The organism is Amycolatopsis sp. lyj-112 (assembly GCF_046549055.1).
In the GTDB taxonomy this organism is placed as follows: domain Bacteria; phylum Actinomycetota; class Actinomycetes; order Mycobacteriales; family Pseudonocardiaceae; genus Amycolatopsis.
Genome location: NZ_JAJPWS010000004.1, coordinates 26,057 through 42,697 on the forward strand (window position 1 = coordinate 26,057; position 16,641 = coordinate 42,697).

7 protein-coding genes and 1 pseudogene are annotated in these 16,641 nt (G+C 68.9%); 3 read left to right on the plus strand and 5 right to left on the minus strand.

The window, feature by feature from the left end; all coding sequences use genetic code 11:
* Positions 1–37: 37 nt before the first annotated feature.
* Positions 38–667: pseudogene (locus ACLJRL_RS16030) on the plus strand (alpha/beta fold hydrolase); the annotation flags it as partial.
* 414 nt (positions 668–1,081) lie between these two features.
* On the opposite strand, the gene ACLJRL_RS16035 reads toward ACLJRL_RS16030, so the two are convergent.
* The 4 genes from ACLJRL_RS16035 to ACLJRL_RS16050 form a co-directional block, all read right to left on the minus strand.
* Complete coding sequence (locus tag ACLJRL_RS16035) at positions 1,082–1,501, minus strand: hypothetical protein (protein ID WP_410656960.1); 420 nt, start codon at positions 1,499–1,501, stop codon at positions 1,082–1,084.
* Between the two features lie 207 nt (positions 1,502–1,708).
* Complete coding sequence (locus ACLJRL_RS16040; protein WP_410656961.1) at positions 1,709–3,022, minus strand: hypothetical protein; 1,314 nt, start codon at positions 3,020–3,022, stop codon at positions 1,709–1,711.
* Positions 3,023–3,301: 279 nt separating this feature from the next.
* A complete protein-coding gene (locus ACLJRL_RS16045; protein WP_410656962.1) occupies positions 3,302–3,541 on the minus strand; it encodes an RGCVC family protein in 240 nt (79 codons plus the stop codon).
* A 251-nt stretch (positions 3,542–3,792) separates the two neighbouring features.
* Positions 3,793–4,359, minus strand: a complete 567-nt coding sequence (locus ACLJRL_RS16050) for a hypothetical protein (protein ID WP_410656963.1) — start codon at positions 4,357–4,359, stop codon at positions 3,793–3,795.
* Between the two features lie 222 nt (positions 4,360–4,581).
* On the opposite strand from ACLJRL_RS16050, the gene ACLJRL_RS16055 reads away from it, so the two are divergent.
* Positions 4,582–7,419, plus strand: coding sequence for a BTAD domain-containing putative transcriptional regulator (locus ACLJRL_RS16055; protein ID WP_410656964.1), 2,838 nt, complete (start codon positions 4,582–4,584; stop codon positions 7,417–7,419).
* A gap of 624 nt (positions 7,420–8,043) precedes the next feature.
* On the opposite strand, the gene ACLJRL_RS16060 is transcribed toward ACLJRL_RS16055, so the two are convergent.
* Positions 8,044–15,144 carry an amino acid adenylation domain-containing protein gene (locus ACLJRL_RS16060; RefSeq protein ID WP_410656965.1) on the minus strand — a complete coding sequence of 2,367 codons (7,101 nt, stop codon included), beginning with the start codon at positions 15,142–15,144 and terminating at the stop codon, positions 8,044–8,046.
* A 201-nt stretch (positions 15,145–15,345) separates the two neighbouring features.
* On the opposite strand from ACLJRL_RS16060, the gene ACLJRL_RS16065 reads away from it, so the two are divergent.
* Complete coding sequence (locus ACLJRL_RS16065) at positions 15,346–16,635, plus strand: MFS transporter (RefSeq protein WP_410656966.1); 1,290 nt, start codon at positions 15,346–15,348, stop codon at positions 16,633–16,635.
* The last annotated feature ends 6 nt before the right edge of the window (positions 16,636–16,641 follow it).

Consider the following 16,641-nt stretch of genomic DNA (forward strand, 5'->3'; position numbering starts at 1 on the left):
CCTCGAAGACCTTTCACATGCACAGGGATGGAAGCGAATGTTCGACGATTTCGTGCTCGAAGAAGTCAATGTCGGCGAAGTGAGCCTGAGGGTCCGCCACGGCGGGTCGGGGCCGCCCCTCGTTCTCCTGCACGGACACCCGCGCACGCACACCACCTGGTACGACGTCGCGCCCCGGCTCTCGGACGCGTTCACCGTCGTCTGCCCGGATCTGCGCGGCTACGGCCAGTCCTCGAAACGCGCCATGGCCGGCGACATCGTCGCACTCGTGCGGCACCTCGGCCACGAACGCTTCGCCGTCGCCGGCCACGACCGTGGTAGTTCGGTCGCCTACCGGCTTGCCCTCGACCATCCGGCGGCCGTCACGAAACTCGCCGTCCTGGACGGCCTGCCGATCGGCGAACACCTTCGCCGGGCCGACGCGAAGTTCGCGCGAGAGTGGTGGCACTGGTTTTTCTTCGGCCAGCTCGCGAAACCCGCCGAGCGCGTGATCAACGCCGATCCGGACGCCTGGTACGGCGGCGATCCCGAAGCGATGGGCGCCGAGAACCACGCCGACTTCTTGCGCGCGATCCATGATCCCGAGACGGTCCACGCGATGCTGGAGGACTACCGCGCCGGCCTCGGTCCCGACCGCGAAGCCGACGACACCGACAAAGCTGCCGGAGGTGCCCCTGGCCACGGCGCGAGCCCATTCCCCTAGATGAGTGATCCGTGAAGGTCGCGTGAAGTGCGAGGACTCTCTGTCCGTCCATAAAGGACGCTTGCTCGACCAAAATGTCCGATTAGCTACTGTATATCCTTATTCGCGAGTCCGTGAGGGCCACCTTGAGGGACTCTGAGTCCCTCAAGGTGGCCCTCACGGACTCGTCTGCGGTCGCCTCGATCGGCCGGGGGCAAGCATGCAGCAGGCCCGCTCACACCGACTTCACGGAATCGCCCAGTCCCCTAGGCGGGCTGATGCCAAATCGAACAGCTCAGCAGACCGTCGTCCACCTCCAGCTCGACCTCTGTCCGGCACGCGAGAACGCCGGGCGGCACGCTGCGGAGCCCACCCGGCGTTCCTCTGGCGCGACGGTTTTCAGCTGTAGAAGTCCCTGACGTCTATATGACTCGCTCTTACCCATTGTCCAAATTCGGTGTTCCACTCAAATGCGATGGCCGATACGCGGTAAGACGAATCCTCGTAGGCCGTGGCCAGGCTGCGGCAGGTGTTGCCCGAGCCGTCTGAGAAGGCGTTGTTGTAGTCGCGGAACTGACGTGACGGCCCGTCCGACGAGTTGAGCGGCCACGCGTTCACCTCTATATAGCGCTTGACCTTGGGCGTCGCGCTCGAATTCGTGGCCGTGGCGCAGATCAGGTCCTGGCCGTCGTTGTAACTGTAGGCCCCACCGCCGATCCAGATCGGACCGAACGATGCCGCAGAAGCCGGTGCCGCCACCGCGACTCCGACCGCCAGCACTGCCCCGGCAACAACCGCCGCCTTAGTGGTGAGATTCAAAATCTACCTCCAGGTTTTACGAAGCGACGAGGATCGGCGCCCCTACCTCGATCCTTCCGAAACACCCCGTCCGGAGGCAATCTCCGCCACTTTCCGTGACGGGCCCCGGACAAGGCGGCGGCGTCGGCCAACGGACGCGGAGGTGTGCCGAGGCCGGGGCCCGTCGGCTGTCGAACGTGGCGGAGCCGCTCTGCGGCATGACGAGCGTCAGTGGCCGATTTTCTCTTCCAGGGTACGGCGTCGAGCGGTCACCTCGTCGGGGTCGTCCCCGAGGACGAGCAGTTGCAAGGTGCTTTGCCTGATGGGATTGTCCGTGTGGCCGGTGTCATGACCGGCCACGATGAGCAGGCCCCCGGCGGCCAAAGCCGGGCGTATCTCGGCGAGCAGGTCGGTGAGTGCGCCGGCGACGGTCAGCTTCACGGACTCGGCGGGGCGGTCAAGGGCGTCGGGCCGGACGGACTGCATCGCCAGCAACGGGATCGAGCCACTGGTGATCCGGAAGTTCAGGTCGAGCACGACCTGCTGGCCATCCTGGGTTTGGGCGCAGTCAAGGCTGCACAGACCGCGGTAGCCGACATCGGCCGCACGCTGGGTGATCGCCAGGCATTCGGCGAGCAGTTCGGCAGGAGGAGTGGTGACCGCACCGAATCTGCCACCGGCATAGACCCCGATCGCGTCGACGCGCTGTTCGGTCACGGCCAGCAGGCGAGCCCGTGCGTCCGCTCCCACGTAGAACTGCAGGCCCCAGTTACGCAGGATCTGCAGGTACTCCTCGACGACGAACTCGTTGAGCACATCGGTGAACGCCGGCAGCGTGATCTGCTCGTCGGCCCGGTGCAGATACACATCGAGGCTGCCGCCGTGCGCGTCGTTGGTCGCGGCCTTGAGCACCCACGACTTCTCCGTTGGCGCCGCCTCGGCGAGTTGCCCGCGAGTCACGACACTGCGGAGCGCTTGGAAACGTGGATCGACCAACGTGGTGATGCTGGCCTTGTTGTTCAAGTAGCCGACGAGTTGCGCGCTTTTGAGCGCGCGTTCGTCTGGACACAGCGTGGTCGGCTGCGGGTATTCCATCGACATCAGCAGGCCGTCGGACATCGCTTCGGTCACGCGGGCGGCGAATTCCCTTTCGCTCCGGAACTCGCGCAGGTCTGTGCCGACCGGCAGGCCGCTGTCACGCAGGTGTGCCAGCAAATCCGGGTCCGTGCCCCCGGCGCTGCAGATCACCGGCGTGTCGGCCGCGACGGCGATCGGTCGCGCGGAGACCACGTCGCGGCTGTGGCGGTGCCTGGTCGCTGGTTCGGCGGCGGCCAGTTCGGGCCGGGCGCAGACGGCGATACCCGGACCGTACACATCGGTGAGAGAACGAGGAGCGCTGACGGCGTGCGGCAGAACGACTGGAACGCTGATGGAGAATCTCCTGTGAAGTGAGTCGGACCGGCCAGAACCGGCTGTGGCATGCGGGAAGATCCGGGGAGCGACGACAAGCGTTGGCCGATCGACGCCCGCGAGCACCAGCAACGGGAATCTCGCCATGACGGGCGTCGTCAACCGTGTCGGGCAGGCGCGGTGCCGCCAAGGTCAGGGGCGGTTCACCGACGTGGTGTCCTCACCTAATCCGAAAATCGGACCCTTGTAGCAGGTGAGCAGTCTCAGCGGAGCGCGGCAGAGCCACGCTGGTCGGCGTGGGTCAAGCGGCGGGTTCGAAGGTGACTTTATAGCCGAGGGCTTCCCGCTGACGGACGTGGTTGCGTTTCTTGCGCTCCGGGCCGGTCGGGGTCCTCGATTCGGGCGTCGGTGTCAGGGACGACCAGCCCGGTCGCTGATGTCCCTCTTGGTTGACTTGCCGTAGCTCGCACCGCTCGACTCACCCGAGCACAGGCAACCCCGGGTCAGTTCGCCCGCCTCGGTCGCGGAGCAGAAGCGCCGGGCGAGGGCGTCGTGCACGTTCGTCGGATGGGGACACGCAGGGCAGGGCATCCCAGCCTGGTTCGTGGCGTCGTGCTGCAGATGATCCATCAGCAAGTCGGTCGTCGGCATCGTCTGTTCCTCTGCATGGTTGGCTCGCGGTGTCCGATGACCCTGTCGCAGACGGCATCTCGTCAGGAGGCCTGGCTGGTCAGTGATCGGTCCGGTAGGAACGCATCGACTCTGGGCGGCTTCGCCGGGACCGGGACTGCAACACCCAGGCTACTCTCGATATCGCGACCTGGTAAACGCCGCCGGGGCACGCCCGGTTCGGGGTGTGCCCCCGGCGGCGAAACACCGCGATCAGCCGGATCGATCCGGCCTCAGCAGGGCTGTACGTTGGCGACGAAACTGAAGGTGGTCAAGGCCGCACCCGTTCTGGTGCCCGCTTCCGAACCGTCGGTGTCCCCGACGAAGGACCAGCCACTGACGAAACTGTCCGTGACCTGACCTCCGAACGCGTCGACCGCGTGATCGGTGTCGCGGTAACGGATCTCCTCATAACCGCCCCGGCTGACACTCTGGACGCACTGACCCGCCGGCGCCACGTAGATCAGGAAATCGGGCGATGTTCCGCGAACGTGAGTGAAATCCGACCTCGTTTCGATCGCGTCCATGAAGATCCTGACCCGCAAGCGATTCGTCCCGACCCCCTCCAGCGTCGCGCTGGCGAAGACGTCCGGACCATGCCCGTTGAATTCGGTGTCGCCCCCGATCCGCGGCGGGATGAAGCGGTTGTCCACCGGGATTCGCTTGGCCGGGATGACCACCGACGCGAGCGTGCCGACTCCCCCTTGCCCCGCCGAACCGGGTGACGCGACGGCGGACGGTGCGACGGACAACCCGAAGACGGCCGCCATCGCACCGATACCGATCACTGATTTTCGCATGGCATTCTCCCCTTATCCCTGTTTCCTTGCCGGACTTGGTCTTTTCCCGGCCGGGATTCACCGTGGCAGGGAGTGTCGACAAGCCGTCGACATCTGGTCGACAGTCCTTCGCCGGGTGGCCGGACCTGGCCGATCGGACGATTCGACGTATCTGGGCGTCGCCACCGCGACTCATGTCACTGGCGCGTGTCTCGACAGAGCAGGGCGGGGTGGTGCGGGGCCGTGGAAGAAGTCGGGCACGGTGCGTGGACCGTCGGAGTGCTCGGCCCGCTGGAAGTCGCCGTGGACGGCCGGGTCGTCGAGGATTTGGGTGGCCCTCGGTTACGTCTCGTACTTGCGCTGCTGGCGGCCGACGCGGGCCGAGCGGTGAGCGTGGCGGCGTTGGTGGAGAGCCTGTGGAGGACACAGGCCCCGCCGGACGCCGCGCGGACGGCACGCACCTATGTCTCGCGCCTGCGCAGGACACTGCGGCAGGCCGACGCCGCCGCGGAAAACCTGATCGTGACGCGCCCGCCCGGATACGCGCTGCGCCGGGAGCCGGAGATGCTGGACGCACGACGGTTCGAACGGCTGGCCGCGGCCGGGCGGCGGGCTCTCGACGCGGGGCAGCCGGACACCGCCGCCGAACGGTTGGCCTCGGCGCTGGCGTTGTGGCGCGGCGAGGCGTACGGCGAATTCACCGACTCTGTCGCGCTCCACGCCGAAGGCACCCGGCTGGCGCGGCTCCGCCTGACCGCGGTGCAGGATCGGATAGCCGCGGATCTGGCGTCCGGGAAGAACGAGGTACTGGTCGCCGAACTGGAAGGATTGCTCGCACGGCACCCCGGGCACGAGCGGCTCTGGGGCCAGCTGATGACGGCCCTGTACCGAGCCGGACGCCAAGCCGACGCGCTGAGCGCGTTCCACCGGGCCCGCGAGGTGCTCATCGAGGGCTCCGGCCTGGAACCCTCTGCCGGGCTCGCCGAGATCCACCGGCAGGTCCTGGCCCAGGACTCGCGTCTGCTCCTCGCCCCCGTCACGTTTCCGGCCGGCGCGCCCGCGGCCCGGCCGGCGCAATTGCCACCGGCCGTGCGCTCCTTCACCGGCCGCGGTAGTGAATTGACCGAACTGGAGGCAGTGCTGCCGGGAAAGACCGCACCGGTGGCGATCGCCATCGTGTCCGGGACCGCCGGGGTCGGCAAGACCGCACTGGCCGTGCACTGGGCACATCGGGTGGCCGCCCGGTTCCCGGACGGGCAGTTGTATGTGAACCTGCGCGGGTTCGGCACGGCCGGGTCCGCGCTCGACCCCGCTGACGCGCTGCGAGGGTTCCTCCGCGCTCTCGGCGTTCCAGAGGCACGGCTCCCGGTGGATCGTGACGCGCTGACCGGCCTGTACCGCAGTGTGCTCGCCGGCAAGCAGGTACTGGTGGTGCTGGACAACGCGGGAGAGCTTGAGCAGGTCCGCTCCCTGTTGCCCGGATCTCCCGGCTGCCTGGTCGTGGTGACCAGCCGCCACCGGTTCACTCCCCTGGTCGCCGTCGAAGGCGCTCACGCGCTGGACCTGGGTCTGCTGCCCCATGCCGAAGCACGAGACCTACTGGTTCGCCGTCTCGGGCCGGACCGGGTGGCGAGCGAACCGCTGGCGCTCGAGGCGATCATCGAAGGATGCGCGCGGTTGCCGCTGGCCCTGGCCATCGCCGCCGCCCAGGCCACCAGCCGCCCCGGCTTCCGGCTCGCCACGCTGGTGGCACAGCTACGTGACGCCACCAGCGCGTTGGACACTCTCCGCGGTGGCGACCCGGCCACCGACGTCCGGGCCGTGTTCTCCTGGTCCTATCACGCGTTGAGCACGCCGGCCGCGAGGATGTTCCGCCTGCTGGGCTTGCATCCCTGCGCGGATATCGGGACGGCGGCCGCCGCCAGCCTCGCCGGCATCCCGCTCCGGCAGGCACGGACGTTGCTGGCCGAACTGACGGGAGCCAACCTCCTCACCGAACACTCCCCCGGTCGCTTCGGCCTCCACGACCTGCTCCGTGCCTACGCCACCGAGCAAGCCACCGTCCACGACGCCGACGATCGGCCGCATACGGTCCTGCGCCGGCTGCTCGATCACTACCTGCACACCGCGCACGCCGCGGCCTTGCTGCTCCACCCGCATCGCTTCCACCCTTTCGCCCTGACGGCACCGGAAGCCGGGACCACCGTCGGACAGCCGGCCGACGTCGAGGAGGCGCTGGCCTGGTTCACCACCGAGCGCCCCGCCATCCTGACCGTCCTCGGCACGGCCGTCGGCGCCGGAGCGGACACCCACACCTGCCGGCTGGCCTGGTCCCTCTCGACCTTCCTCGAACGGCAAGGGCACTGGCACGACCTGGCCGCGACCCAGCGCGCCGCACTCGCCGCCGCCCGGCGGCTGGCCGATCGGCACACCCAGGCCCAAGCCCATCAGGACCTTGCGGGCGCCGAGATCCGGCTGGGCGGATACGCCGACGCCCACACTCACCTGAGATCCGCCCTCGCCCTGTTCACCCGGCTCGGTGACCGAGCCGGACAAGCCCACACCCACCTCGACCTCGCCTGGCTGTTCGAACGACAAAGCCAGCATGCCGAGGCGCTCGGCCATGCCTCGCGAGCCCTCGGCCTGTTCACAGCCACCGGCCACCAGGACGGACAGGCCAGGGCCCTCAACCAGATCGGCTGGTGTCACGCCCAACTGGACGACCACCACCAAGCCCTCTCCCACTGCCGGCAAGCCCTTGCCCTGCACCGAAAACTCGGCGACCGGGCCGGCGAAGCGCATACCTGGGACAGCCTCGGCCACGCCCACCACCACCTCGGCGCCTCGCAGCACGCCACCGCCTGCTACCAGCACGCGCTCCGGCTGTTCCGCCAACTCGGAGACCGCTACAACGAAGCAGGCACGCTCACCCACCTCGGCAACACCCACCACGCCACCGACAACCCCGACGCCGCCCACACCACCTGGAACCACGCGCTCGCCATCCTCAGCGACCTCGACCACCCCGGGGTTCCACGCTCTTCCCGCCTGGTGACGACCTCAACGCCCGCGCCAGGGTGAGCACCGCACCGAGAAAGGCCGTTAGGCGCGTGAGGGTGGCCCTCACGCACTAGTAGTCCGTCGCGGCTTAGTTGTGGGGAGCTGAAGGGACTTTCCCTCGTCTCGCGCGGTGAAGGGCGCTTTACCCGCATCGCATGATGCTGTTGGCGAATTGGTGGCCACGCGAAAGGATTCCCCTGGTTGTCGTGTGTTCTTAGGGAGGTCACGCGTGACTGGATGGAGATCACGCGTGTCCAGCCGGAGAACTTGCGTGATGGGACGCGGAACACTTGGCGGGCCCGCCCCGGCCGCGACGTGGACCGCTTGTCCTCGGCGACCGGGACACCGGGGAGGGTTGGCAAGGTTGTGAGGGCCTCCTTGAGGGACTCTGAGTCCCTCAAGGAGGCCCTCACAACCTTGAAAATACGGGCAAATAATAATCAATCAGACATTTCTACCCGATTTTTGTCCTTTGTGGACAGCCGGGCGTCTCAGGTGCCATCGCCTCAAGTTCCTGACATTGCGGTCGCATCGAACCCCACTCAGAACAGGTCACAGAACGACTTTCCCCCTTCAGCTCCACCACGATTAAGCCGCGACGGACTACTAGGAAATACGGGAGTGCGCCTTGGCGTCGGGTTCTCGTCATGGTCGCTTCAGTTCGGTGGCGATGATCGGGCCGATTTCGGCGAGCGGCCCCTGGCGCATCATCGTCGTGTGGTGGCAGTCGATCTGGTACTCGTCGAGGTCTCCGTGGACGTACTCGCGCCAGCCGGCGGCCGCCGCGACGGCGTCACGGGCGGCGGTGAGGAATACGACGTCCCCGTCGAACCGTCCGGGCGGTGCCTGCCTGATGATCCGGTGGGTGTGCACACCGCTTTCCACGAGGGACGCGAGGTCCGCGCCGATCACGCCGAGATCGTCGCCGATGGCCTCGGCGATCGACTCGCGGTCCAGCTCCTCGTGGTCACTCCCGGGCACGGAGTCCAGCAGGGCAAGGAACCGCACCTCCTCGCCGTCGCGGCGCAGCCGGCAGGCCATGGCGTGGGCGATGGTCCCGCCCGCCGACCAGCCGAGCAGGTGATACGGGCCCGTGGGCTGGGCGGTTCTGAGCTGGGTCAGGTAATCGTCCACCAGGGCGTCCAAATCGGACGGTGAGATGGTCCGGCGGGCTTGCAGGCCGTAAAGGGGGCGGTCGGGCAGGTACGGCAGCAGGCCGGCGTAGCACCAGCTGAGGCCGGAGATCGGATGCACGCAGAACAGCGGCGGCTCGGTCCCGGTGGTCCTGATGGGCAGCAGCACGTCCGCGGCCGTCTCCGGGACCTCCGTCTCGTCGAGCCGCCGTGCCAGTGCCTCAGGGGTCGGCGCGGCGAAGAGCGTGCGGATGGTCAGCTCCGCGCCGAGCGCCGAGCGGATCCGGCTCATCAGTTTGACCGCCAGCAGTGAATGGCCGCCGAGCTCGAAGAAACCGTCGTCGATCCCGACGCGTTCGACGCCGAGCATCTCGGCGAACAGGCCGCACAGCGCCACCTCACGTGCGGTCCTCGGGGCACGACCGGTGATCGTGAGGTTCGGCGCCGGCAGTGCTTTCCGGTCGAGTTTCCCGTTGTGGTTCAGCGGGATCCGGTCGATCGGCAGGACCGCGGCGGGCACCATGTAGTCCGGTACCGACCCGGCGATGTACGCGCGCAGCTCGCCGGGATCGGGTTCGGTGCCATCCGCCGGCACTACGTACGCGACCAGGCGCAGGTCGCCCGGCCGGTCCTCCCGGGCCACGACGGCCGCGCGCGCCACGTCCGGATGGCCGGTGAGCACGGACTCGATCTCGCCCGGTTCGATGCGGAATCCCCGGATCTTGACCTGGTCGTCGGTGCGGCCGAGGTAGTCGAGCGTGCCGTGGGCCTGCCAGCGCACCAGATCGCCGGTCCGGTACATCCGCGTCCCCGGCTCGCCGAACGGGTCGGCGACGAACCGGGTGGCGGTCAGGCCGGGCCGCTCGAAGTAGCCACGGGCCAGAAGCGCTCCCGCGACGTACAGCTCACCCGCCACCCCTGGCGGCACCGGCGCCAGATCCGGGCCCAGCACGTACACCCGCGTGTTGGCGATCGGGCGGCCGAGGGAGATCGGAGCGCCGGCTGAGATCGGGCTTCGCAGAGTGTCCACTGTGCACTCGGTGGGACCGTAGTGGTTGAGACCCAAGGTGCGCGTCGAAGCACCGATCTCCTCCCACAACGCCGCGTCGACCGCCTCCCCGCCGAGCGTGAGCAGTGCGGGCGTGTGATGGCTTTCGTCGAGCAGCCCGGCGGCCAGCAGCAGTTTCGCGTAGGACGGCGTCACATTGAGGGACTCGATCCGGTTCGCCACGACATAGGCGACGAGCGCGTCCGTGTCGGCGCGGAGCTCCTCGTCGATGACGTGCAGGGTCTGCCCGTCGAGGAGCCACAGCAGCTGATCCCACGACGCGTCGAAGGAGAACGACGCCGTGACAGCCGCCTGGACCGGCCGGCCTCGCGCGGCCACCGGCTCGAACATGATGGCCTGGAGTGCGTGGTACAGGTTCGCCACGCTTCGGTGTTCCACCACGACCGCTTTGGGCTTGCCGGTGGAGCCGGACGTATAGATCAGGTAGGCCGGGTGTTCTGGCAGCAGCGGCCGTACGCGCTCGTCCTGGCGGAGGTCACTGTCGTCCTCTCCGGACAGGAGTTCCTCGTCGATCCGGGTGAGCACCATGGCGGGTGCGGCGTCCTCGATCATCGCGTCGATGCGATCCTGAGGCAGGTTCGGGTCGATCGGGATGTAGGCCGCTCCCGCCTTGAGCACACCGAAGATCGCGACCACGAAATCGGTGGTGCGCGGCAGGATCAGCGCGACCTTGTCCTCCGGCCCGATACCGGCGCCGGCGAGCCGCCGGGCGAGCCGGTTGGCGCGTGCGTTGAGTTCGGCGTGCGTGAGCGAGCCGTCCCTTGCCACCACGGCGAGGCTTCGTGAGGAGGAGTGGCGCTCGAACAACTCCGGCACGGTGGTGATTTCGAACGTGCGCGCCGTGTCGTTCCCTTCGGTGAGGACCTGGTGCCGTTCCGCTTCGGACAGCAGCGCACAGTGGCCGAGCTCGGTCTCCGGGGCGGCGACGAACCCGGTCAGCAGCGTCTCGAAATGCCGCAGGATCCGGTCGGCGGTCGTCTCGTCGAACAGGTCGGTGTTGTACTCCAGCCGGCACAGCAGGCCGTCGTCGCGCTGGTACACGTGCAGCGTCAGGTCGACCTGTGCGCTGTCGAGGCCGGGGTTCGGCCGGTCGCGGACCTGCAGCCCGGTCAGGTTCAGCGGATTGTCGTTGAAGTTCAACAGGTTGAACATCACCTGGTAGAGCGGGTTGCGGCTGGGGTCGCGGGGCGGGTTCAGCTCCTCGACGAGCAGCTCGAACGGAATCTCCTGGTGTGCGAACGCTCCCCGCGCCGTCTCCCCTACCCGGGCCAGCAGTTCGGCGAAGGACAGGTGGGGGTCGATCTCGGTACGCAGTACCAGGGTGTTGACGAAGAACCCGATCATCCGTTCCAGCTCGAACTCGGTCCGGCCGGCGACCGGCGTACCGACACAGATGTCCGTCGCGCCGGTGTAGCGGTGCAGCAGCGCTTCGAAGGTGCCGAGCAGGGTCATGAACAGCGTGGCGTCGTGGCGGCGGCCGAGCTGTTCGACGTCGTCACGGAGCCCGGCGGACAGTGACCGTTCGGCGACCGCGCCGCGGTAGGTCTGCACTCGCGGCCGTGGCCGGTCCGTCGGCATCTCCAGACCGGCGGGTGCGTGCGCCAGGTGATCTGTCCAGTACGCCAGACCCTCGTCGAGGACGTCGCGCAGGCGATCCCGCTGCCACAGGGTGTAGTCGCCGTAGTGGACCGGCAGCTCGGGCAGCGAGGGTTCCTGGTGCTCGAGGTAGGCGTTGTACAGCACGCCGAGCTCGTCGCAGAGGATGTCGATCGACCACCCGTCGACGATGATGTGGTGCATGCAGATCGCGAGGACGTGGCTGTCCTCGCCGGTACGGAAGAGGGTCGCGCGCAGCAGCGGGCCGGTGGCGAGGTCGAACGGCCGCCCCAGGTCCGCGCGCAGCGCCTCGTCCACCTCACGCCCGGCGTCGCCGGAGAGGTCGACGACCGGGATGTCCACCGGCGCGGCCGGAAGCACGACCTGGACCGGCTCGCCGTCGTGCTCGGGCAGCACCGTGCGGAGGATCTCGTGCCGCCGCACGACCTCGGTGAGCGCGGCCCGCAGCGTGTCCACCTCGAGCGCGCCGTCCAGGTCCAGCACGAGCGGTATGGCGTAGGCGTTCTCCGCGCCCGCTTGGTCGACGAACCACAGCCGCCGCTGCATGAACGAAGCGGGGAGCGGTTCGCCGGAGTCGGGGCGGGCGACGATGCTCGCCCTCCTGGCGGTGGTGGAGTCGCCGATGGCGCGGGCGAGCTCGGCCACGGTGGGGTTGTCGAGCACGGTTTCGAGCGGGATCTCGGTTTCGAACCGCACACGGAGCCGCGACGCGAGCTGAGTTGCCAGCAGCGAATGCCCGCCCAGTTCGTAGAAGTTGGCGTGAATCCCGATGCGTTCCAGCCCGAGCAGTCCCCGCCAGACCTCGGCGATCGCTGTTTCGGTCTCGTCGCGTGGTGCGTCGAAAACCTCGTCGGCCTCGTCGGGCGTGCCGGGTTCGGGAACCGGGTCGGCGGCGCGGGGTTCCTCGTCCAGCGTCCACCAGCGGCCACCACGCCAGGAGTTCACTCCGGTCGCCGTCGGCGGCCGCAGAGGGGCTTCGCCGTCGTCGAGGTCGAACACGGTGATCGGCGCGGCCTGGCGCAGGCGTTCCACCAGTTCCGGCACGACACCTTCGCCGAGCAAGCCGCTGCCGAGCAGGATCAGCCGCACCCCGGCGGGCGCCGCCTGCTCCGCCAGCGTTTCGAGTCCGGCGAGGAAGTCCTCGCCCGCGTCCTCGCCGACGGCCACCGCGACCGCCGGTGTCACGGCGCCGGTGGTCACGGCCAGCGCATCGTCCATAGTGGAGGGACGAAGGCCCGTCGAGTCCCCGACCATGGCTGCCACCAGTTCGGGGGCCGGGATGTCCCCGACGGTCACGAGGACGTCGTGCTCGCGGGGCACCTTCCCGGAGGAGGTCTGGACGTGGCGGGTGGTTTCGCAGTCGATCGGCGCGAACGGGTGCGGCGGGAGAGCGCAGCGGGCAGGCTGGTCCACCAGGTTCTCGAGGGGGATGTCGAACCCGCGTGCCCAGAGGCTGCCGAGCGCGGTGAGCAGGTGCTCGTCCTCGCTGCCTTCCGTTCGTCCGCCGAGCGGCACGGCCAGGTGCTCCGGCGTCCAGGCGTCGTGACCGCGGAGCATGCGAATCATCGTCGACCCCGGTCCGAGTTCGATGAACACCCGGCACGGGCTGGCGAGCAGCGTGTCCACACAGCGGGACAGCCGCACGGTGCTGGCCGCGTGGTCGGCCCAGTACTCCCCGCCGGTGATCCGGGTGGGGTCGGCCCAATCGCCGGTGAGGTTGGACACGAACGGCGATGTCGGTGTCGTGGTCGGGATCTGGGTCACGACGCGGCCGAGCAGCTCGGCGGCGGGCCGGATCGCGGCGGTGTGGTAGGCGCCGCCGAGGTCCAGCACGCGGTCACCGATCCCGTCGGCCCGCAGTGCCTCGATCAGCTCGATCGGCCCGGCCAGCACCGAGTAGTGCGGCGCTTCGATCGCCACGGTCAGCCCCGGCCTGGTGGCCAGCAACGCCCGCACGTCTTCTGGTGCGGCGTTCACCGCCAGCATCTTGCCCGGGTCGACGGCACCGAGGATCGAGCCGCGCTCGTGCACCAGCCGCAACGCGTCCGAGGGGGTCCACAACCCGGCGACGGCGGCGGCGACGACCTCACCGGCGCTGTGGCCGAGCATGGCCGCGGGACGGATGCCGAACTCCTGGAACTGCTTGGCGAAGGAGAAACCGAGAGCGAACAGCGCGAGCTGTTCGTTCACCAGGCTCCGCAACCAGTTCAGGTCGGTATCGGGGCGCAGCACGGTGCTGATGTCGATACCGAACCGGTCGCGCGTCTCGGCGGCGAGGGAGTCGAACACCTCACGAAAAACCGGCAGGTAACGGTGTGCGGCGCCGCCGAACCCCGACCGCAGCACGCTGGTGCCGGGGAACAGGAACGCGGTGTCGCGCTGGTCGGAGATCCGCACCGGCGGCGCGCCCGCCTCGCGCAAGGCCTCGGCCGCCGCGGCGCGATCGGTGGCGATGACGGCGCGCCGGTGCGGGAACCTCCGCCGTCCCGCGGCGAGGGTGTACGCGACCGCGTCCAGCGACTCCCCAGCGGACTCCGCGAATTCCGGGGACTCCAGCTGTTCGGCCAGCTCGGTGCCCATCGTGCGCACCGCCGCCGGAGTCGACCCCGACAGGCAGAACACCCGGGCCCGCTCCCGGCCCACCCGCCGCGGCGACACCGGCGGTGACTCCAGGATCATGTGCGCGTTCGTACCACCGACCCCGAACGCGCTCACCCCCGCCAGCAACGCACCCTCGGCGGGCATCGGGCCCGGTTCGACGGCGATCCTGAACGGCGAGCTGTCCAGCTCCAAGGCGGGGTTCGGCTCCCGGAAATGCAGAGTGGGCACCAGTTCCCGATGCCGCAGCATCAAGGCGGTCTTGATCAACCCGGCCGCGCCCGCCGCGGCACCGGTATGCCCGATATTGCTCTTCACCGCCCCCAGCCGGCAGTACCCGACGCGGTCGGTGGACTCCCGGAAAGCCGCGGACAACGCCGCCACCTCGATCGGGTCACCCACCCTGGTCCCCGTGCCGTGCGCCTCGACATAGGCGATGTCGTCGGCGGTCACCCCGGCCTGCGCCTGCGCGAACTGGATCACCTCACGCTGCCCGGCGAACGACGGTGCGCTGTAGCCGATCTTCGAGCCACCGTCGTTGTTCAACGCCGAGCCCCGGATCACCGCGACAACGTGGTCACCGTCGGCCAGCGCGTCTTCCAGCCGCCGCAGCACCACCACCGCCACCCCGCTACTGCCCACCGTGCCGGTGGCCGCGGCATCGAACGTGCGGCAATGCCCGTCCGCGGACTCGATGTAGCCCTCTTCGTACAGGTAACCGGTGACCTGGGGCAGCCACAACGACGCTCCGCCCGCGAGCGCGGCGTCGCATTCGTAGTTGAGCAGGCTCTGCGCTGCCTGGTGGACCGCGACCAGCGAGGTGGAGCAGGCCGTCTGCACGGTCATCGCCGGACCACGCAGACCGAGCTTGTAGGCGACCCTGGTGGCGAGGAAGTCCTTGTCGTAGTCGATCAGCCCCGACAAGCCGTCGCCGGAGCCCTGCAGCGCGGGGTTCATCATGTCGCAACCCGCATAGACCCCGATCCAGCCGCCGAACCGCCCGGGGTCGATCCCCGCGTCGTCCAACGCCACAGACGACGCTTCGAGGAACACCCGCTGCTGCGGGTCCATGGCCGCCGCCTCGGCCGGGCTGTAGCCGAAGAACCGCCAGTCGAAACACTCACCACCGGCGAGCACGCCACGCGCCGGCACATACCTCGGATGCCGGGCCAGCGCCGGATCCACCCCCGCCGCCAGCAACGTCGGCATATCGAACCGGCTGATGCCCTCCACCCCGCCACGCAGATTCCGCCAGTACTGCCCGACGTTCGTCGCACCGGGCAGGCGACACGCCATCCCGACGATCGCGATCGAGTTGCTTTCACTCATGCGGTATCTCTCCGGTACGGGTAGGACGGGCGGGCCTGTATGGATCTTCGCGGCCGCGATTCGGCCCTGTCCTCTTCCCGCCTGCCAACCGCGGGCAGTCACGCCGGTCTCTCGCGGCGGCCGGCGGATTGAGCACGACCGGACATGACCGGGCCGCCCGGCTGCATGAGGCTTGACCCGACATCGTCGAAGGGGCGGACTGTGGACGCGCGCGAGGAGCAGGGGACCCGTCGGCCGCGCAGGCCCGGCTGGACCAGGTCGGATTTCTGGCAGGCGCCGATCGGGCCGATCTACGTCGCGACACTGGTGCAAGCCGTGGGGCGGGGCGCCTGGTACACCTGCTGGGCGCTGTTCTACCTGCGATCGGTCGGCCTGTCCCCCGCCGAGTTCGGCATCGGCGTCACCGCCGCGGGAGTGGTGGGCATGCTCGCCGGGATGCCGTTCGGTTACCTGGCCGACCGGGTGGGCCCGCGCGAGGTACTGATCGTCCTTTCGGTGGTTCAGGGGCTCGCCACGATCGCGCTGGCGTTCATCAGCGGTTTCTGGGCGGTCATGCTGGTGACCTGTGCGGTGGTGATGGCCGAGCGTGCCGGGCCGGGTATCCGGATCGCGGTCGTGTCGGGCCTGACCAGCGGACCGGGCCGGCTCAAGGCCATCTCGAACTGCCACATCATGAAGGAGACCGGCGCGGTCGCGGGCTCACTGGTCGGCGGGTTCGTGCTCTTCTTCGACAGCCGGCCCGCCTACGTGGCGCTGGTGGCGTTCTGCGGTGCGGCGCACTTGGTCTTCGCCCTGCTGGTGTCGCGGGTCCCGCACGTGGAGTCGCTGCGCGAACGCAAGATCAGGCGCAAGGTGCTGGTCCTGCGTGACCGCCCGTTCCTCGTATTCACGGTGCTGAGCGGGGTGCTGGCCTTGAACTGGGGAATGCTCGACGCTGGGTTGCCGGTCTGGCTCACCACGCACACGCAGGCGCCGCCCTGGACGATGGGCGCGTTGATGGCGTTCAACGGTGTGGTGATCGTGCTCCTGCTCAACCGGTTCACCCAAGCCGCGTCGACCGTGCCGAGGGCGGGCCGCCTCGGGATCCTCGCCGGGGTCACCCTCGGCGCGTCGTGCGTGGTCTTCGCGACGACGGACGGTGGAACCGGCACCGTGGTGATCGTCCTGCTGTTCGTCGCCGCCGCGGTGCAGGTGGTGGGCGAGCTCTTCTTCGTCAGCAGCACGTACGGCCTCGCGGTCGGGATGACGAAGGAGGACGCGCACGGCGAGTACCAGGGCATGTTCACGTCGGGGACGGGAGCCGCCATGATGCTCGCGCCCGGCCTGCTGACGGCGTTGCTCAGCGGCTGGGGGGTGGCGGGCTGGCTCCTGCTCGGCGCCCTGTTCGTCGCGGCAGGCGTCGGGCTGCCGCTCGCCGGCCGCTGGTCGATGCGTGAACAGCGGAAGGAAGAGGCGACCGGTCCCCACACCGAGATGAAGACCGCCGCATGACGGTGA

Bases quoted from the DNA above. Each gene is read 5' to 3' on its own strand.
- ACLJRL_RS16045 (WP_410656962.1), bottom strand. From the start codon at position 3,541: ATGCCGACGACCGACTTGCTGATGGATCATCTGCAGCACGACGCCACG.
- ACLJRL_RS16050 (WP_410656963.1), bottom strand. From the start codon at position 4,359: ATGCGAAAATCAGTGATCGGTATCGGTGCGATGGCGGCCGTCTTCGGG.
- ACLJRL_RS16060 (WP_410656965.1), bottom strand. From the start codon at position 15,144: ATGAGTGAAAGCAACTCGATCGCGATCGTCGGGATGGCGTGTCGCCTG.